The sequence below is a fragment of the Wolbachia endosymbiont of Rhagoletis cerasi genome (assembly GCF_018454475.1).
GTDB lineage: Bacteria > Pseudomonadota > Alphaproteobacteria > Rickettsiales > Anaplasmataceae > Wolbachia > Wolbachia pipientis.
The window spans coordinates 1-14,830 of sequence record NZ_JADCNC010000006.1 but is presented as its reverse complement, the minus strand read 5'-3'; the positions used below and the strand labels follow the sequence as shown (position 1 = coordinate 14,830).

Below are 14,830 nucleotides of genomic sequence, written 5' to 3'. Positions count from 1 at the left end.
TAATAAAATTCTACGTGCAAATTGTTAAATAACAGTTAACAATCTAGGATTTATTATTTACAGATGGATATTATTTTAGCAACAGGTGGCACAGGTGGGCATATCTTTCCGGCCATAGCTTTAGCAAAAGCACTAAAGACACAAGGATACAATTGCATATTATTCACTGATAAAAAAACAAATAAAAATACCGACATAGAAAGCTACACCTTACCATTACGTAGACCAAGCAGCAACAAATTTAAGTTTTTCCTTTTCTTGATATACAGCTCTATGTTAGCACTGTATCAAGTAAGAAAATTAAAACCAAAATCGGTCATTGGTTTTGGTAGCTATGCTTCTTTTCCAACTCTTCTTGCAGCAAGAGTTCTTTCTATACCTATAATTTTACATGAACAAAACACAGTTTTAGGGAGAGTAAATAGATTCTTTTTCAAGAGTGCAAAATTAATTGCAACCAGCTTTCCGGAGACTAAATATGCAGAGGGCAATAAATGTATTTTTACAGGAAATTTTGTTGATATAAAAGCACAGAGCCATTCTAGCACTGAGAAAATCCTAAATATATTGGTCATAGCAGGCAGCCAAGGTGCAAATTTTTTTGATGATGTAGTAAGCAGCGTAATTTGTGATTTACCTATTAAAATGAAAAAGAAAATTAGAGTGACGCAGCAATGTACGAAGAAAAATGTAAACAAGGTCAAAAGTCTATACAAAAGTGAAAAGATCGATTGTGAATTGAGTGAATTTTTTGATGATATGGAGAATAGACTGGCCAATGCTCACTTGGTAATTAGCAGAGCAGGAGCAACTTCAATAGCAGAGATCACTCTTGCTAGGCGTTCTGCTATATATATTCCTTACCCTTACTCAAAAGATAATCACCAATTTTATAACGCAAAATATATTGAAGACTCGAGAGCAGCTATAATAGTTAAGCAGAATAGTGAAGCAAAAAAAAATCTAACAGAGGTACTATTTGATCTATTAAATAATTCTCAAAAATTGCGTGATATGACCAATAGTACAGAAAAAACAGGGATAAAGAATGGGACTACTGAGTTTGTTAAGGTGATTGTTCACAGGTTTAGTTGATGGCTGCTTGCTTTTTCTTCAAACACGTCCCAAAGATCCTTTTCTAGCGATATATTATACAATTTATTGATATAAACTACTCCCGTGGGTGAAGTTGTGTTAATTTCGAGCAGGAAGTCATCTATAATATCAATACCAACAAATATTAGCCCTCTTTTCTTTAATTCAGGACTAATTTTGTTACATATTTCATTGTTTCTATCGTTCATTTGAGCGGGCTCAAAACTTGCTCCAAGTCGCATGTTTGTTCTGATCTCTCCACTGATTTTTGGAATTCGTTTCATTACACCAATTGGTTGGCCATAAAGTAGCAATATTCTTTTATCTTTATCTATGTTTTTACAAAATGATTGTGCAATCACAGGGCATTCGTATTTTGCTATCATGAGATCCACTACTACTTGAATACTATTCTCATCTTGTATTCTTATCACATCGTTTCCTCCATAACTATACAATGGCTTCAGAATAATATCTTGATAGTTGTAGTAGAAATCTCTAATCATTGATATATTTTCAGTAATCAAAGTTGGCGGAATTAGCTCTGGAAATAATGAAGTTATCAATTTTTCAGGACAATTTCTTATTTCTGTTGGATTGTTAATTACCAATGCGCTGGTTTTTTCTAAGATATATGTTGTTGTAATATAACGCATATCAAAGGGTGGATCCTGTCTGATAAATATGATGTCCATTTCATTCAAGTTGATTGCTACATCCTCTTTAGAGATAAAACTAAAATCATCAACGCTGACTTTCTGAGCCAGAGCAATTGGATGGTTTAGCTTTAGTGCTAAATTGTTAGGAGCATAGACAAAAACTTCGTGCTTCCTCCTTTGTGCTTCCTTTATTAGCACGAATGTAGTGTCAGTTTCAAAATTTATATTTTCATCCATCTGAAAGGCAACTTTCATTTATGTTCTCTACCTATTGTCACAATTGTACAAATGTTATAATTTGAAAGCGATTTTTGCCTAATGGCGTAACTTACTGTACCTATATCGTACATAACTTACAACTTGTTTTACTCCCTTTACTTTTCTTGCAATTGCTATTACAGCTTTTAATTCCGCTTTATTTTGGGCTATACCCATCAAATAAACAACTCTATCAACCGTATTAACGCTATAATTAATTGACTTAATATTTCTTTTTCCCAGGAGTCTTGTTCTTATTTCCGCTGTTATCATGCCATCTACAGTGGTGTCTAGCATGGAAGCCATTTGAATTGGTATTACTCTTATTTCATTTATCACTTCTTTAATTTCTTTTTGCTGCCAAGCTATTTTTTCTGCTGTAAGTTGTTTTTCAGGAGTGTCAACACTTCCAATGAGCAATACTCTTCCTTCACTTACTTTAACCTTTATGGATGAAAATAGCCCATGTTTTAAGAGCCCCTTATTAATTCTGATGACCATAGTCGTATCATCAATGATATTTCCCAAGGATTTGTCCTGCATTGTTATTGCTGTTGCTGTCGCTGTAGCCACCACACCACCTATTATAAGGGTTGTGCAACCACTTTGTGTAATCAAAAAAATTGCGAGTAAGAAGCTTGTTATTAATCTCATTATTGATTTTCAGGGTTTAGAGCTTTCATTAAGAAATGTTAATAAGCTTTTTTGATTGTGTAAATACCATAAATTAAGTAAGACTTTAAACCTTGAATATTTTTAATGGAATACCTATAATAGGGTACTGAAAATTTCTTGCGGATATGGCGGAATTGGTAGACGTGCCAGGTTTAGGTCCTGGTGAGCTTGCTCGTGGGGGTTCAAGTCCCTCTATCCGCACTTTAAAGTCATGTAACTTAGGTTTTAAGGGAAAATTTATAATCACTAAATACACTTTTGTTTGTGTAAAAACCTGTTCTTAAGGATTGTGTTTAACTTAAATTCTGGTAAAATGACTCTATTAAGATATGAATTAAAATGTTAATAAATGAATTATGATGTCTAATAATATACCTCAAAATACAGTCGAAGTAAGTAGCGTATATACCTACAAAGAGCTTAGTATAGATAAACTAAAGTATGAGTATGAAATCACAGTTGGTAGTGATTATATAAAACAAAAGGTAAATTCCAGGTTGCAAGAGATAGCAGAAAATGCAAAATCACCTGGATTTAGGGCTGGAAAGATGCCCTATGACCTTGTTGTTGCAAATTATAAAAACGAGGCTTTGGAATATGTGATAAATAATACAATTGATTATTGCTCAAGTGATTTGATGAAAAAAATTGAAGTCAAGTCTCACATTTATCCTAAGGTTGATGTGATATCATTACCAGATCTGGACAAAGAAAATGAGGAGGGCAATTTTGTATACAAGCTATCTTTTGAGTCGATGCCTGAAGTACCAGTGATAGATCTTGACAAAATAAACTTAAAGAAAATTGAAGCAAAGATTGAAGAGGAAGATATAAAAGAATTTATTGATTCTATTAAAACAAAATTCCCCAATTTCGCCTCTGTTGATGATGCTTCTTATCAAGCAAAAAATGGGGATAAATTGATAATTGATTTTGAAGGGCGGATTAGGAATAAGCTCTTTCAGGGTGGAAGTAGCAAAAATTTTGCCGTTAATTTAGGGTCTGGCACATTTATTAATGGTTTTGAAGATCAATTAACTGGTATGAAAAAGGGAGAAACAAAGAACTTTAAGTTGAAATTTCCTGAAAATTACCAAGCCATTTCCCTTGCAGGACAGGAAGCTGATTTTTCTGTGCGAATTAATGAGATTCAGGTTGCCAAAGATTTTGAAAATGATAATGAAATAGCTAAGAGTATTGGTTTTAAAGATTATTCTTTGCTAATAAGTCATGCAAAACAAATGATTGGTGATCAGTGCACTGAAATGATAAATTTCTTAATTAAAAAGGAGCTATTTGATTATTTGGATGCTAATTATAGTTTTGATTTACCCACAGACATAGTAAAACAGGAGCAACAAAGAATGGAAGGAGAACTGGGTGCTCAAAATGATTCTCGTAAAGAAGCTGAAAAACGTGTAAAGCTTGCTATGTTATTTATGAAATTTAGTGCAGAACATAAAATATCATTAACTCAAAATGATGTTTTGAATGTTATTGTAAATCAATATGTCAGTAAGGATGTACCGTTTGACAGAGTACTTAAGCATTTTGAATCAAATAAACAATTTCAAGAATTAGTTAGAGGGCAAGCGCTTGAGTATAAAGTGACAGATTATATAATAGAAAAAGTTAGTAAAGAAGAGCAGATTATTTCTGTGAAAGAATTAAAGGAATTGTTTGGTAATATTTAATAGGAAAAGGTATGACTCTTATACCAATTGTAGTTGAACAAACTAGTCGCGGTGAGCGCGCTTATGACATATATTCAAGACTAGTGAAAGAAAGAATAATTTTCGTAACAGGTCCTATTGAGGACAACATGGCTAGCGTAATAGTAGCACAGCTTTTATTTTTAGAATCGGAAAATCCCGATAAAGACATTTGTATGTATATTAACTCACCAGGTGGTGTTGTAACTGCTGGTTTGTCGATTTACGATACAATGCAGTATATAAACCCAGACGTTTCAACTTTATGTATAGGTCAAGCTGCGTCTATGGGTTCTTTATTGCTTGCAGCTGGTACAAAAGGTAAGCGCTACTCTCTACCTCATTCAAGAATTATGATACATCAGCCATCTGGTGGTTATCATGGTCAAGCAACTGATATAGAAATACATGCTAATGAAATTTTGCGAGTTAAGAAAAAACTAAATCAAATTTATGAAAAACATACTGGAAATTCACTGAAGAAAATTGAAGGAATGATGGAAAGAGATAAATTCATGGATCCTGAAGAAGCAAGGAAAATTGGCTTAATTGACAGGGTGATAGCTGAGCGTACAGATATTGAAATTGAAAATACTAAAGTTAAACAAAAGGTGGGTTAATGGATAATAATAATGATTTACACTACTGTTCTTTTTGCAACAAGGCGCAAGATGAAGTAGATAAATTGATTACTAACTCTTCGGATGGTTTAAAGGTGTTTATTTGTAATGAGTGCATAGAATTATCCCATAAAGCAATAAGTCAAAAGAAAGATAGATCTTTTAATTCAGATCGTATATCTGATATGAAGCTATTACTAAAGAAACCTGAGGATATAAAAAATTTTCTTAGCAAGCATGTTGTAGGTCAAGAACATGCGCAACATGTTTTATCTGTAGCTATGTATAACCATTGTCAATCCATGGTACAATTTCATGCTATAAGTGATATTGAAATCGAGAAGTCAAATATAATGCTTATTGGTCCCACTGGTTCTGGTAAGACTTTGCTGGCCAAAACACTTGCTAAAGTTTCAGATGTGCCATTTGCTATGGCTGATGCGACAACTTTAACTGAGGCAGGTTATGTGGGTGATGATGTAGAAAGCGTGTTGTCGCGTTTATTACAAGCTGCAAATTATGACGTTGCAAAAGCACAGCGTGGTATAGTGTTTATAGATGAAATAGACAAGATCACAAGAAAATCTGAAAGCACTTCAATAACCCGTGACGTTTCAGGTGAAGGGGTCCAGCAAGCTCTGCTTAAGATTATGGAGGGTACAGTTGCTTATGTTCCGCCACAAGGAGGGCGAAAACATCCACAACAAGAGTTTATACAAGTGGATACTAGTAACATACTGTTTATTTGTGGAGGAGCTTTTGAAGGCCTCGATAAAATTATTGAAGCGAGAAAAAAGGGAACATCAGTTGGCTTTGGAGCAGATATAAGTCAGTCTAAAGAGCAAAAGAAAAAAAATGCTTTACATGATGTTCAACCTGAAGATTTAATCAAATTCGGTTTAATACCCGAATTTGTAGGGCGGGTTCCAATAACTGCTGTTTTAGATGAGCTGGATCATGAAGATTTAATACATGTTTTGACAGAACCAAGAAATGCGCTAATAAAACAATACAAAGCATTGCTTGCGTTTAGCAAAGTAAACCTTGAGTTTTCAGATGAAGCAATATCAGCTATTGCTAAAAAGGCTATAAGCTATAAAACAGGCGCAAGAATGTTACGTGCTATTTTAGAGTCACTTTTGCTTGACATTATGTATACAGCCGGAAATGGAGGCTTTGAAGGTAGCACTATAGTAATCACTAAGAAAATGGTAGAGTTAGGAAAAGCAACGGTTAATCATAATAATAATGGCAATGTTATAACGGTTAATGATTAATTTGAGGCATATATTATGAACATTGAACGTACTGTGAGCTCTGGTTTTGCTGCATTGTCAGTATTACCTTTAAGAGATGTAGTAATTTTTCCAAATATAATGGTGCCTTTATTCATAGGCAGAGAAAAATCTGTTAATGCACTAGAGTATGCAATAAGTAGTAGTAATCACCAAAATGAGATTTTTCTTGTAGCACAGAAAGATGGCTCTGTTGATAATCCAGAGCCTGAAGATCTTTATGAAGTAGGTGTGTTAGCAAGCATTGTACAACCGTTAATAAAATTACCTGACAATGCAGTAAAAGTTATAATCCGGGGGATAAGAAGGGGAAGAGTTGTAGAATATATTAGCTCTCATACTTTATTACAAGCCAGGGTAGAGTTAGACAATCATTATAAAGAAGATGAAGACAATATTGATTTAGAAGCTTTAAGGCGGTCTGTTGTAGACGCGTTCGATAGCTGGTGTAAGCTAAACAAGAAAAATCAGCCCGAGGTTGCCATTAACTCCATTGATCAAATCAAAGAAGTTGATCAACTTGTAGACACGGTAGCTTCACATTTAAATATAAAAGTATCAGATAAACAAAGTATACTTGAGGCTTATGACCCAGAAGAGCGTTTAAAAAAAGCTTTTGCTTTTATTGAGAGAGAAATGAGTATTTTGAACGCACAAAACCGTTTATATAAGACAATTAAATCGCAAGTTGAAAGCACTCAGAAAGTTTACTACCTTAACGAGCAATTGAAAGCTATACAGAAAGAATTAGGTGAATTTGAGAATGGTGATGAAGGGAATATACTCAATGAATTTGAAAAAAAGATAAATGAAACAAAGCTTTCTCAGGAAGCAAGAGAGAAAGCTATAACTGATTTGAAGAGATACAAGAAAATGAATCCCATTTCTCCTGAAGCTACAGTTATATCTAGTTACTTGCATTGGTTGCTTGAGTTGCCATGGGGAAAGTACAAAGATGCAAAAATTAACTTAAATACAGCTAAGAAAATCTTAGATGAAAATCATTATGGCATAGAGAAAGTAAAAGATAGAATAATAGAATTTTTAGCGGTATTAAAAAGAGTAAAAGAGATAAAAGGTCCTATACTTTGCTTAGTTGGACCACCAGGTGTTGGTAAAACTTCTTTAGCTAAGTCTATGGCAAGAGCAGTAGGAAGAGATTTTGTTCGCATAGCTCTTGGTGGTGTGCGTGATGAGTCTGAGATACGAGGGCATAGGAAAACTTATATTGGCTCAATGCCTGGTAAAATCATTCAACACATGAAAAAAGCTAATTCATGCAACCCGCTTTTTCTGCTTGATGAAATAGATAAGATGGGTTCTGATTCGCGTGGCGATCCTGCGTCTGCATTACTTGAGGTTTTAGATACTGAGCACAATAAACACTTTACGGATCATTACTTGGAAGTTGAGTTTGATCTTTCAAGTGTAATGTTTGTAGCTACGGCAAACAGCTTAAATTTACCACATCCTTTGCGTGATAGGATGGAAATTATACAATTGTCCGGGTATACTGAAGATGAAAAAATCAGTATTGCTACACACCACCTTATTCCGAAGTTAAAGAAGGAGCATGGTTTGTATCAGAAGGAATGGGACATAACTAATGAGGCGTTATACGAGTTGATACGTTTATATACACGTGAAAGTGGTGTGCGGAGTATGGAAAGGGAGCTTGCAAAGCTCATGAGAAAGGCAGTTAAAGAAATATTGACTGATAAAAATAAGAAAATATCCGTAGGGGTTGACAATTTACAAGATTATTTAGGGGTACGTAAATATACCTTTGGCATTGCGGAAAATGAGAGTTTAGTAGGAATAGTAACTGGGCTCGCCTATACTGAAACAGGTGGTGATATTTTGATGATAGAATCAGTCCTAATTCCGGGCAAGGGAGAAATAAAATACACAGGAAAGCTTGGAGAGGTTATGCAAGAATCTATAAAAGCTGCGTATAGTTATATTCGATCAAATTGTTTGTTTTTTGGTATAAAGCCCGAAAAATTCCAAAATAATGATATACATTTGCATGTACCTGAGGGTGCTGTACCAAAAGATGGCCCTTCTGCTGGCGGCGCGGTATGTACGTCTATTGTTTCTCTTATGACAAATATACCAGTTAACAAAAATGTTGCTATGACAGGCGAAGTGACATTGCGTGGTAGAGTTTTAGCTATCGGGGGCTTGAGAGAAAAATTGCTTGCAGCGCTCAGAGGATCAATCAAAACTGTGATTATACCAAGTGAAAATGAGAAAGATATGCAAGAAATTCCGGCAAGCATCAAAGAAGGGATCAACGTAGTTTTTGCTAAGAATATTGATGAAGTTATGAAAGTTGCTTTAATGCACCCTACTACTCCAATTAATGGTGATGATAATCAAAATAGTGTGCCTTCCTCTATAGAAAATAAAGATGATACTTTTCCTATGTCGGAAACATTGAAGCATTAGATTAAGAAGGTATTATACAATCTCCACTTCTTTTTTATCCGGCAAAAACCCACCAACTTGTGTGTCCCATAAGGATATGACTTGCTTTGTTGTTATGTCATTCATATTTTTTACTTATTCTATCTCCCAGTTTAATTCAAGTAGATGATATATTATAATAGTCCTTTTCATGGAAACCTTTTCTGGTAGATTGCTTTCTAGAAAAACATTGGTCAAGGTGCCAACTGTGGTTTATAATAATATAAATTATATCATAGTTGATTTGCGTTTATCAGAGCTGAGGTATGTTTTATTTTACAAATTTTTTGCCTATTTTACTGTTCCTATTTCTTTTTGTAGGAAGCGGCATATATTTTACTGTTCTTGGCGTGTCAAATGCTTTTTATCAGTTATCTCCACTAGTAGCCATTGTTCCTGCCATAGCTCTGGGTTGGGTTTTATACAAGGGCAATACTGAAGAAAAAATGTATGCCTTTCTAGATGGGGTAAGAGATCGTAATATTATCACTATGTGCATCATTTTTTTACTTGCAGGTGCATTCAGTGAAGTAACTAAAGCAATCGGTAGTGCTGATGCCACAGTTAATTTGGCTCTTTCATTTATACCAACACAATTTTTACTCATAGGATTATTTTTTGTAGCAGCTTTCATCTCCACTGCTATTGGTACATCAATGGGCACCATTGCAACAATTGCTCCTATTGCAGTTGAACTGACACAAGCTGGGATTTCTCCTTCCTTAGGAGTTGCAACTGTTGTAGGAGGAGCAATGTTTGGCGACAATTTATCTATTATCTCTGATACTACAATTGCATCTGTGATGTCTCAAAAGGCTGATATAAAGAAAAAATTAAAACTGAATGCAAAAGTGGCACTAATTGCTTCTATATTCACAATAATTATATTATTTTATAGCTCAAGCAATAGTGCTACTATTTCAGTTAAGGAGTATTCTTTATTGCTTGTGACTCCTTACATAATACTTATATTGCTTGCAAACTTTGGAATAAATGTATTTACGGCATTGGTTTTAAGCATAACTTTTGCTGGAATCATTGGATTTATAAATAACAACCATTATGGTTTATTGTTTTTAAGCCAAAACATCACTAAGGGGTTTATGAGTATGCATGAAATTATGCTACTGTCATTGATGGTTGGCGGGCTTTCAGGACTGGTAGGTAAAAATTCTAAGGAGTTTGCAGATAAACTTTCATCTTGGGTTATGATACAACGTGGTGGACAAAAAACAGCGCAGTTATTTATTGCAAAAATAGTCAGCATATTTGATATTTTACTTGCAAATAACACCATCGCTATAATTTTTAGTGGTGAAATTGCTAGAGATATTGCTAAGAAATATGAAATACCGCCTCACTATAGTGCAGCATGGCTAGGCATATTTTCTTGTGTATTTCAAGGATTAATACCGTATGGCGCTCAATTGCTTTTGGCTAGCACTATTGCTGGAGTTTCACCTTTGGCAGTCGTGCCACACGTATACTATTGCTATGTTTTAGGTATTATTGCAGTGTTATATATTGTATTGAACAAAATTGAGAAAAAAGATTGTGCTTAATATACAAGACAACGCTCCGCTCTGTAGAAAATGGATGTTCTTGGCAGTATGTGCTCTTGCTTGCTCTGGGTTACTGTCAATAATTGTTATTTTTCTACGATTGCCTTTTATCTCCTCTCTTGTTCCTTCTGCACAATATATTTTTGATAATGCGCTGGTAATACACGTGAACTTGTCAATTTTAGTGTGGATGTGCTCTATAATATCTCTGCTCTTTATCATAAACCTACAAAATACCAATAGTTGGTTTAACTTTTCATGGGTTCTATCAACCCTTTCGATGCTGCTCATGTTTGTATCTGCATTCGTTCCAAACACTGAAGTTATCAAAAGTAACTATATTCCCGTATTACAAAACAAATTATTTTTACTTGGACTCAGTTTATTTATTGCCAGTATATTAGTAAATACAATGCTAGCATACACATCAAAAAAAGAGGTTTCATTTCTCTCTGTTGGGCAAATTGGGCTAGTTATTATACTTGTATCGTCATTTCTTTGCTTTGTTTTAGCATATAATAATATGCCTCCAGGTCTATATCACTCAGATAAGAATTTGTTTTACGAATATCTCTTTTGGGGAGGCGGACATTTATTGCAGTTTGCTTTTACTCAAGGAATGTTTTTAGTGTATTTAATAATGCTGAGTTCTGGTGATGTTAGTTTAGCTTCAAACAGTAAAATTACTATTTTACCACTATTTATAAACACGATTTTAGCTGTAGGCGCACCGTTTGTATATTTTGTTTATCCAGTTGATAGTGCCAAGTTAATACAGTTTTTTACTTGGCATATGAGGATTGCTGGAGCAGTTTTGCCGTGCTTTTTGATAATATTAGTGTGCTACAACATCAGAACTTTTATTAATGATAAAAGCAACTATTTATTACATTCATTTTTGTTGTTCACTTATGGAGATGTGCTCGGAGTGTTGACTATTGAAGGTAATGTCACGATTCCCGCTCATTACCATGGTTCTGTAGTTGGTATCACTATAGCTTTTATGAATTTTGTCTACTGGATGTTACCTAAATTAAACTTTAAAGAGATAAAAAGTTCCATGGTAAGATTACAGATTTATGCCTACAGTATAGGGCATTTTCTCCATATCACTGGCCTTGTGTGGCTTGGTGGATATGGTGCTTTAAGGAAGGTTGCAGATCTGCCAAGCATTTCGTCAATGTTAGCACGCACGTGCTTCATTATAGGTGGCGCTATATCAGTTGTTGGTGGAATGTTGTTCGTAATAATTGTGCTTTTACATCTGTTAAAAGGCAAAGCGCGTACCAACTGACCCATAGAAACGAAAAAACTTACTTGACAAACTCCGCTAGCGCCCTTATCATGAAACTGAAGCTATTTATTTATCTTCTCTGTACAGATTAAATGACAAAAAAACTCAACGTATTTGGCGTCTCATGTTTAATTTTTTGCACTATGTGCACCTTATGTCTTTATCAAATTTCTAGGTTTTTACCTACACAAGCTGAAATACGCTTATAAAGCATTTAAAACATAAAAAAACGCCAACTTAAAAAATGGATAGTGAATAACTAGCTACCCTAGGGTTTCTTTTGCCTTTTTTTCTGTTTAGTAAATTTCTTAACGTTTATAATTTAGATTAGTTGCGGCTTAAAAGCAACTAAATCGCGGTTATTAAGCGTTTAGAATAAAAAAACGCCATACTTGAAAGTATAATGTAAGTAATTAGCCAACCACGGGGCTTCTTTTGCCTTTTTTTTCATTTGGTAAATTTTTTAATATTTATACGGAAGGTAGCGCGTGACGCTGGAACCCCAAAAAAAGGATGATGTCATCCCAGTGCTCCTTTTTTTGTCATCCGAGTAGCTGACACTGTCCTCCTTTGTCATCCCAGTGCCCAGACACTGGGATCCAGCATTTCACGCAATCCCATCAAGAACGTTGTATTTTACATAACACTTTTATGCTTACCAACTTAATAAAATTCCTGGATCCCAGTGTCAGCTACTCGGATGACAAAAAAAGGAGCACTGGGATGACAGGAGAGGGAGGCTACTTGGATGACATCATAGGGGCACTGGGATGACACCATTCTTTTTCCTGGATCCAAATAGTCAAGGCACTGGAATGACAAAAAAAGGAGGCACTGGAACGACAAAGTGGAGTGTCTGCTTCTGTCATCCTATGATAGCTAAAAAGACCTGGTCACGCGCTGGAATGACACCGAAGGGGCTACTGCCCTCTTGGATGGAGACCAGTGTCAGCTACTTAGATGATACCTTTTTTCTACTTAGTTTAGGTTATGCAGAAGTCTAATACAATTATAGAACAAGCTTAAAAATTCTGGTAAAGTAGTTTTATTTACAAAGAAAGAATATGCTACTTGAAATTGAAAAGCGCAGCATAACAAATGCATTGTGGAAGTTGCAAGAAGCAGATCAAAGGCAAATCTTAACTCTTACACAGAGATTTGAGTTACCAGAAATATTAGCAAGAATATTGGTTACTCGTGGTGTTAACATAGAAAATGCAAGCGACTTCTTATATCCACTAATCAGATCGCTATTACCAGATCCCTTTCACCTTCTTGATATGGATAAAGCTGTTTCTCGTATAATACGGGCAATAAAAAATGATGAAAACCTTGCAATATTTGGTGACTATGATGTTGATGGTGCAACGTCGTCAGCATTGATTAACAGGTACCTGAGAGCAATCGATATACACTCTATAATCTACATTCCAGATCGTGTTGATGAGGGTTATGGATTAAACACAGATGCTTTATTACAACTTAAAAAGAATGGAATTGATTTATGTATTTCCGTTGATTGTGGTACGCTTGCATATCAACCAATAGAAGATGCAAAGGCTTTTGGTCTTGATATTATAGTTGTTGACCATCACCTTGGTACGGAAAAATTACCAAGCGCCGTAGCAGTTGTGAATCCAAACCGCCTTGATGAGAGCTCTCCTTATAATAACCTAGCAGCAGTTGGAGTGTCATTTCTGCTAATTGTTGCTCTTAATAAAAGCCTACGTGAGCAAGGATTTTTTACCAACAAAAAAGAACCAGATTTATTTGATCTGTTGGATTTGGTTGCCCTGGGAACTGTCTGTGATGTTATGCAGATCACAGGCCTCAATAGAGCACTTGTCTCACAAGGATTAAAAGTTATGTCAACAAGAAAAAACGTTGGCTTGCGTGTTTTATTTGATGCTTTGGGAATCCTTGAAAAACCAAGTGTTTCTCGATTAGGGTTTAGTATTGGGCCATGCATAAATGCTGGAGGAAGAATTGGAGAAGCATCGCTTGGTGCAAGGTTGCTTTCCACCGATGATGATGAAGAGGCACATTCAATCGCGCTAAAATTAATAGATTTGAATAATGCAAGAAAAGTGTTAGAAAATGAGGCTCTCTTGGAAGCTACAGCACAAGCGGAAAAGTCTGCCCAATCAGGTGCGAATTTTATAATGATAAGTGGCAATTGGCACCAGGGAATAATTGGTATAATTGCATCAAGGCTAAAGGAGCAGTTTCACTTGCCAACAGTAGTGATATCTTTAAATAATGGAATAGGAAAAGCAAGCTGTAGATCAATTTTGGGAGTTGATATCGGTGCTGCAGTCCTTTCCGCAAAGTTTATAAATTTGATTATTGAAGGTGGTGGCCATAGTATGGCGGCAGGATTTTCAATTAAAGAAGACAAAATAAATGATTTGCATGATTTTTTTACTGAAAGATTTTCAAATTCTATAAATGAGAAAACTTTAAAAGCTGATAGTATAGTAACTGCTAAAGCAATAAATTTGTCTTTATGGAATCAATTGCAACGCTTGGGACCATTTGGAGTTGGAAATCCTGAACCAAGGTTTATTATCCAAGGAGCAAAGATAAGAAAGCCTGAAGTTATAGGAGTTGACCATATAAAATGTTTTATTGCTGATGATAATGTTATGGTAAGAGCTATTGCATTTCGTTCTGCAAATACTCATCTTGGCTCTGCTATCATGCAGGGTAATGTTAAAGCTATTTTGGGTAAAATCTCTATGAATTACTGGAATGGCAATGAATTTGTACAATTTTTAATAGAAGATGTATTGACCATTAGTTGAGTGTATCTGTTCAGCAGAGTGGCAAAATAGGTAGACAAGATAAACCAAAAAATCGAGAAAAAGTGAGTTTACAACAACTGGTGTCATGAAATTATCTGACACTGATTTCCATCCAAGAGGGTGTCATCCCAGTGCTCCTATAATGTCATCCCAGTGCGTGACACTGGGATGACACCCTACTTAACCGTCATACCGCGATTCATTCGCGGTATCTCTTAGCCGCTAACAAGTAGCGGGATGACGAGCTTATCGTCATGCCACTGCGAACCGTCATACCGCGATTCATTCGCGGTATCTCTAGATCCCGCTAACAAGCAGCGGGATGACGAGCTTATCGTCACGCCGCCACGAACCGTCATACCGCCGCGAACCGTCATACCGCGATTC

12 protein-coding genes and 1 tRNA gene are annotated in these 14,830 nt (G+C 35.4%); 11 read left to right on the top strand and 2 right to left on the bottom strand.

The features are described from left to right. Positions 1 to 63: 63 nt before the first annotated feature. Entirely contained in the window at positions 64 to 1,095 is a 1,032-nt protein-coding gene (murG, locus tag INQ25_RS01605; protein WP_007549072.1) for an undecaprenyldiphospho-muramoylpentapeptide beta-N-acetylglucosaminyltransferase, read from the top strand. Here murG and gshB read toward each other — a convergent pair. Both gshB and INQ25_RS01595 read right to left on the bottom strand, forming a co-directional pair. Continuing rightward, a complete protein-coding gene (gene gshB / locus INQ25_RS01600) occupies positions 1,080 to 2,009 on the bottom strand; it encodes a glutathione synthase (RefSeq protein ID WP_213862901.1) in 930 nt (309 codons plus the stop codon). The genes murG and gshB overlap by 16 nt on opposite strands. A gap of 60 nt (positions 2,010 to 2,069) precedes the next feature. Then, on the bottom strand, positions 2,070 to 2,666 hold the full coding sequence (locus INQ25_RS01595) for a BON domain-containing protein (RefSeq protein ID WP_006279461.1): 597 nt from the start codon (positions 2,664 to 2,666) through the stop codon (positions 2,070 to 2,072). 140 nt (positions 2,667 to 2,806) lie between these two features. Between INQ25_RS01595 and INQ25_RS01590 the strand changes: the two genes are divergently transcribed. From INQ25_RS01590 to recJ, 10 genes are all read left to right on the top strand, one after another. Further along, positions 2,807 to 2,888, top strand: a tRNA-Leu gene (locus INQ25_RS01590). A 158-nt stretch (positions 2,889 to 3,046) separates the two neighbouring features. Continuing rightward, on the top strand, positions 3,047 to 4,381 hold the full coding sequence (gene tig, locus INQ25_RS01585; protein WP_213862951.1) for a trigger factor: 1,335 nt from the start codon (positions 3,047 to 3,049) through the stop codon (positions 4,379 to 4,381). An 11-nt stretch (positions 4,382 to 4,392) separates the two neighbouring features. Then, on the top strand, positions 4,393 to 5,019 hold the full coding sequence (clpP, locus tag INQ25_RS01580; RefSeq protein ID WP_038250016.1) for an ATP-dependent Clp endopeptidase proteolytic subunit ClpP: 627 nt from the start codon (positions 4,393 to 4,395) through the stop codon (positions 5,017 to 5,019). Further along, entirely contained in the window at positions 5,019 to 6,296 is a 1,278-nt protein-coding gene (gene clpX / locus INQ25_RS01575) for an ATP-dependent Clp protease ATP-binding subunit ClpX (RefSeq protein WP_213862900.1), read from the top strand. Before clpP ends, clpX begins: the two co-directional genes overlap by 1 nt. Before the next feature lie 15 nt (positions 6,297 to 6,311). Beyond that, entirely contained in the window at positions 6,312 to 8,765 is a 2,454-nt protein-coding gene (gene lon, locus INQ25_RS01570; RefSeq protein WP_213862899.1) for an endopeptidase La, read from the top strand. 284 nt (positions 8,766 to 9,049) lie between these two features. Continuing rightward, positions 9,050 to 10,345 (top strand): Na+/H+ antiporter NhaC family protein, encoded by a 1,296-nt coding sequence (locus tag INQ25_RS01565; RefSeq protein WP_213862898.1) that lies wholly within the window; start codon positions 9,050 to 9,052, stop codon positions 10,343 to 10,345. A gap of 34 nt (positions 10,346 to 10,379) precedes the next feature. Then, the gene (locus tag INQ25_RS01560) at positions 10,380 to 11,639 is read left to right on the top strand and encodes a cbb3-type cytochrome c oxidase subunit I (protein ID WP_213862950.1); all 1,260 of its coding nucleotides are present in this window, start codon (positions 10,380 to 10,382) and stop codon (positions 11,637 to 11,639) included. A gap of 570 nt (positions 11,640 to 12,209) precedes the next feature. Beyond that, positions 12,210 to 12,413 carry a hypothetical protein gene (locus INQ25_RS01555; protein ID WP_010962508.1) on the top strand — a complete coding sequence of 68 codons (204 nt, stop codon included), beginning with the start codon at positions 12,210 to 12,212 and terminating at the stop codon, positions 12,411 to 12,413. Beyond that, positions 12,410 to 12,643: a hypothetical protein gene (locus INQ25_RS01550; protein ID WP_010962507.1), complete on the top strand. Its 234-nt coding sequence runs from the start codon at positions 12,410 to 12,412 to the stop codon at positions 12,641 to 12,643. The genes INQ25_RS01555 and INQ25_RS01550 overlap by 4 nt, the downstream gene beginning before the upstream one ends. A 60-nt stretch (positions 12,644 to 12,703) precedes the next feature. Beyond that, complete coding sequence (recJ, locus tag INQ25_RS01545; protein WP_010962506.1) at positions 12,704 to 14,443, top strand: single-stranded-DNA-specific exonuclease RecJ; 1,740 nt, start codon at positions 12,704 to 12,706, stop codon at positions 14,441 to 14,443. Positions 14,444 to 14,830: the final 387 nt, after the last annotated feature.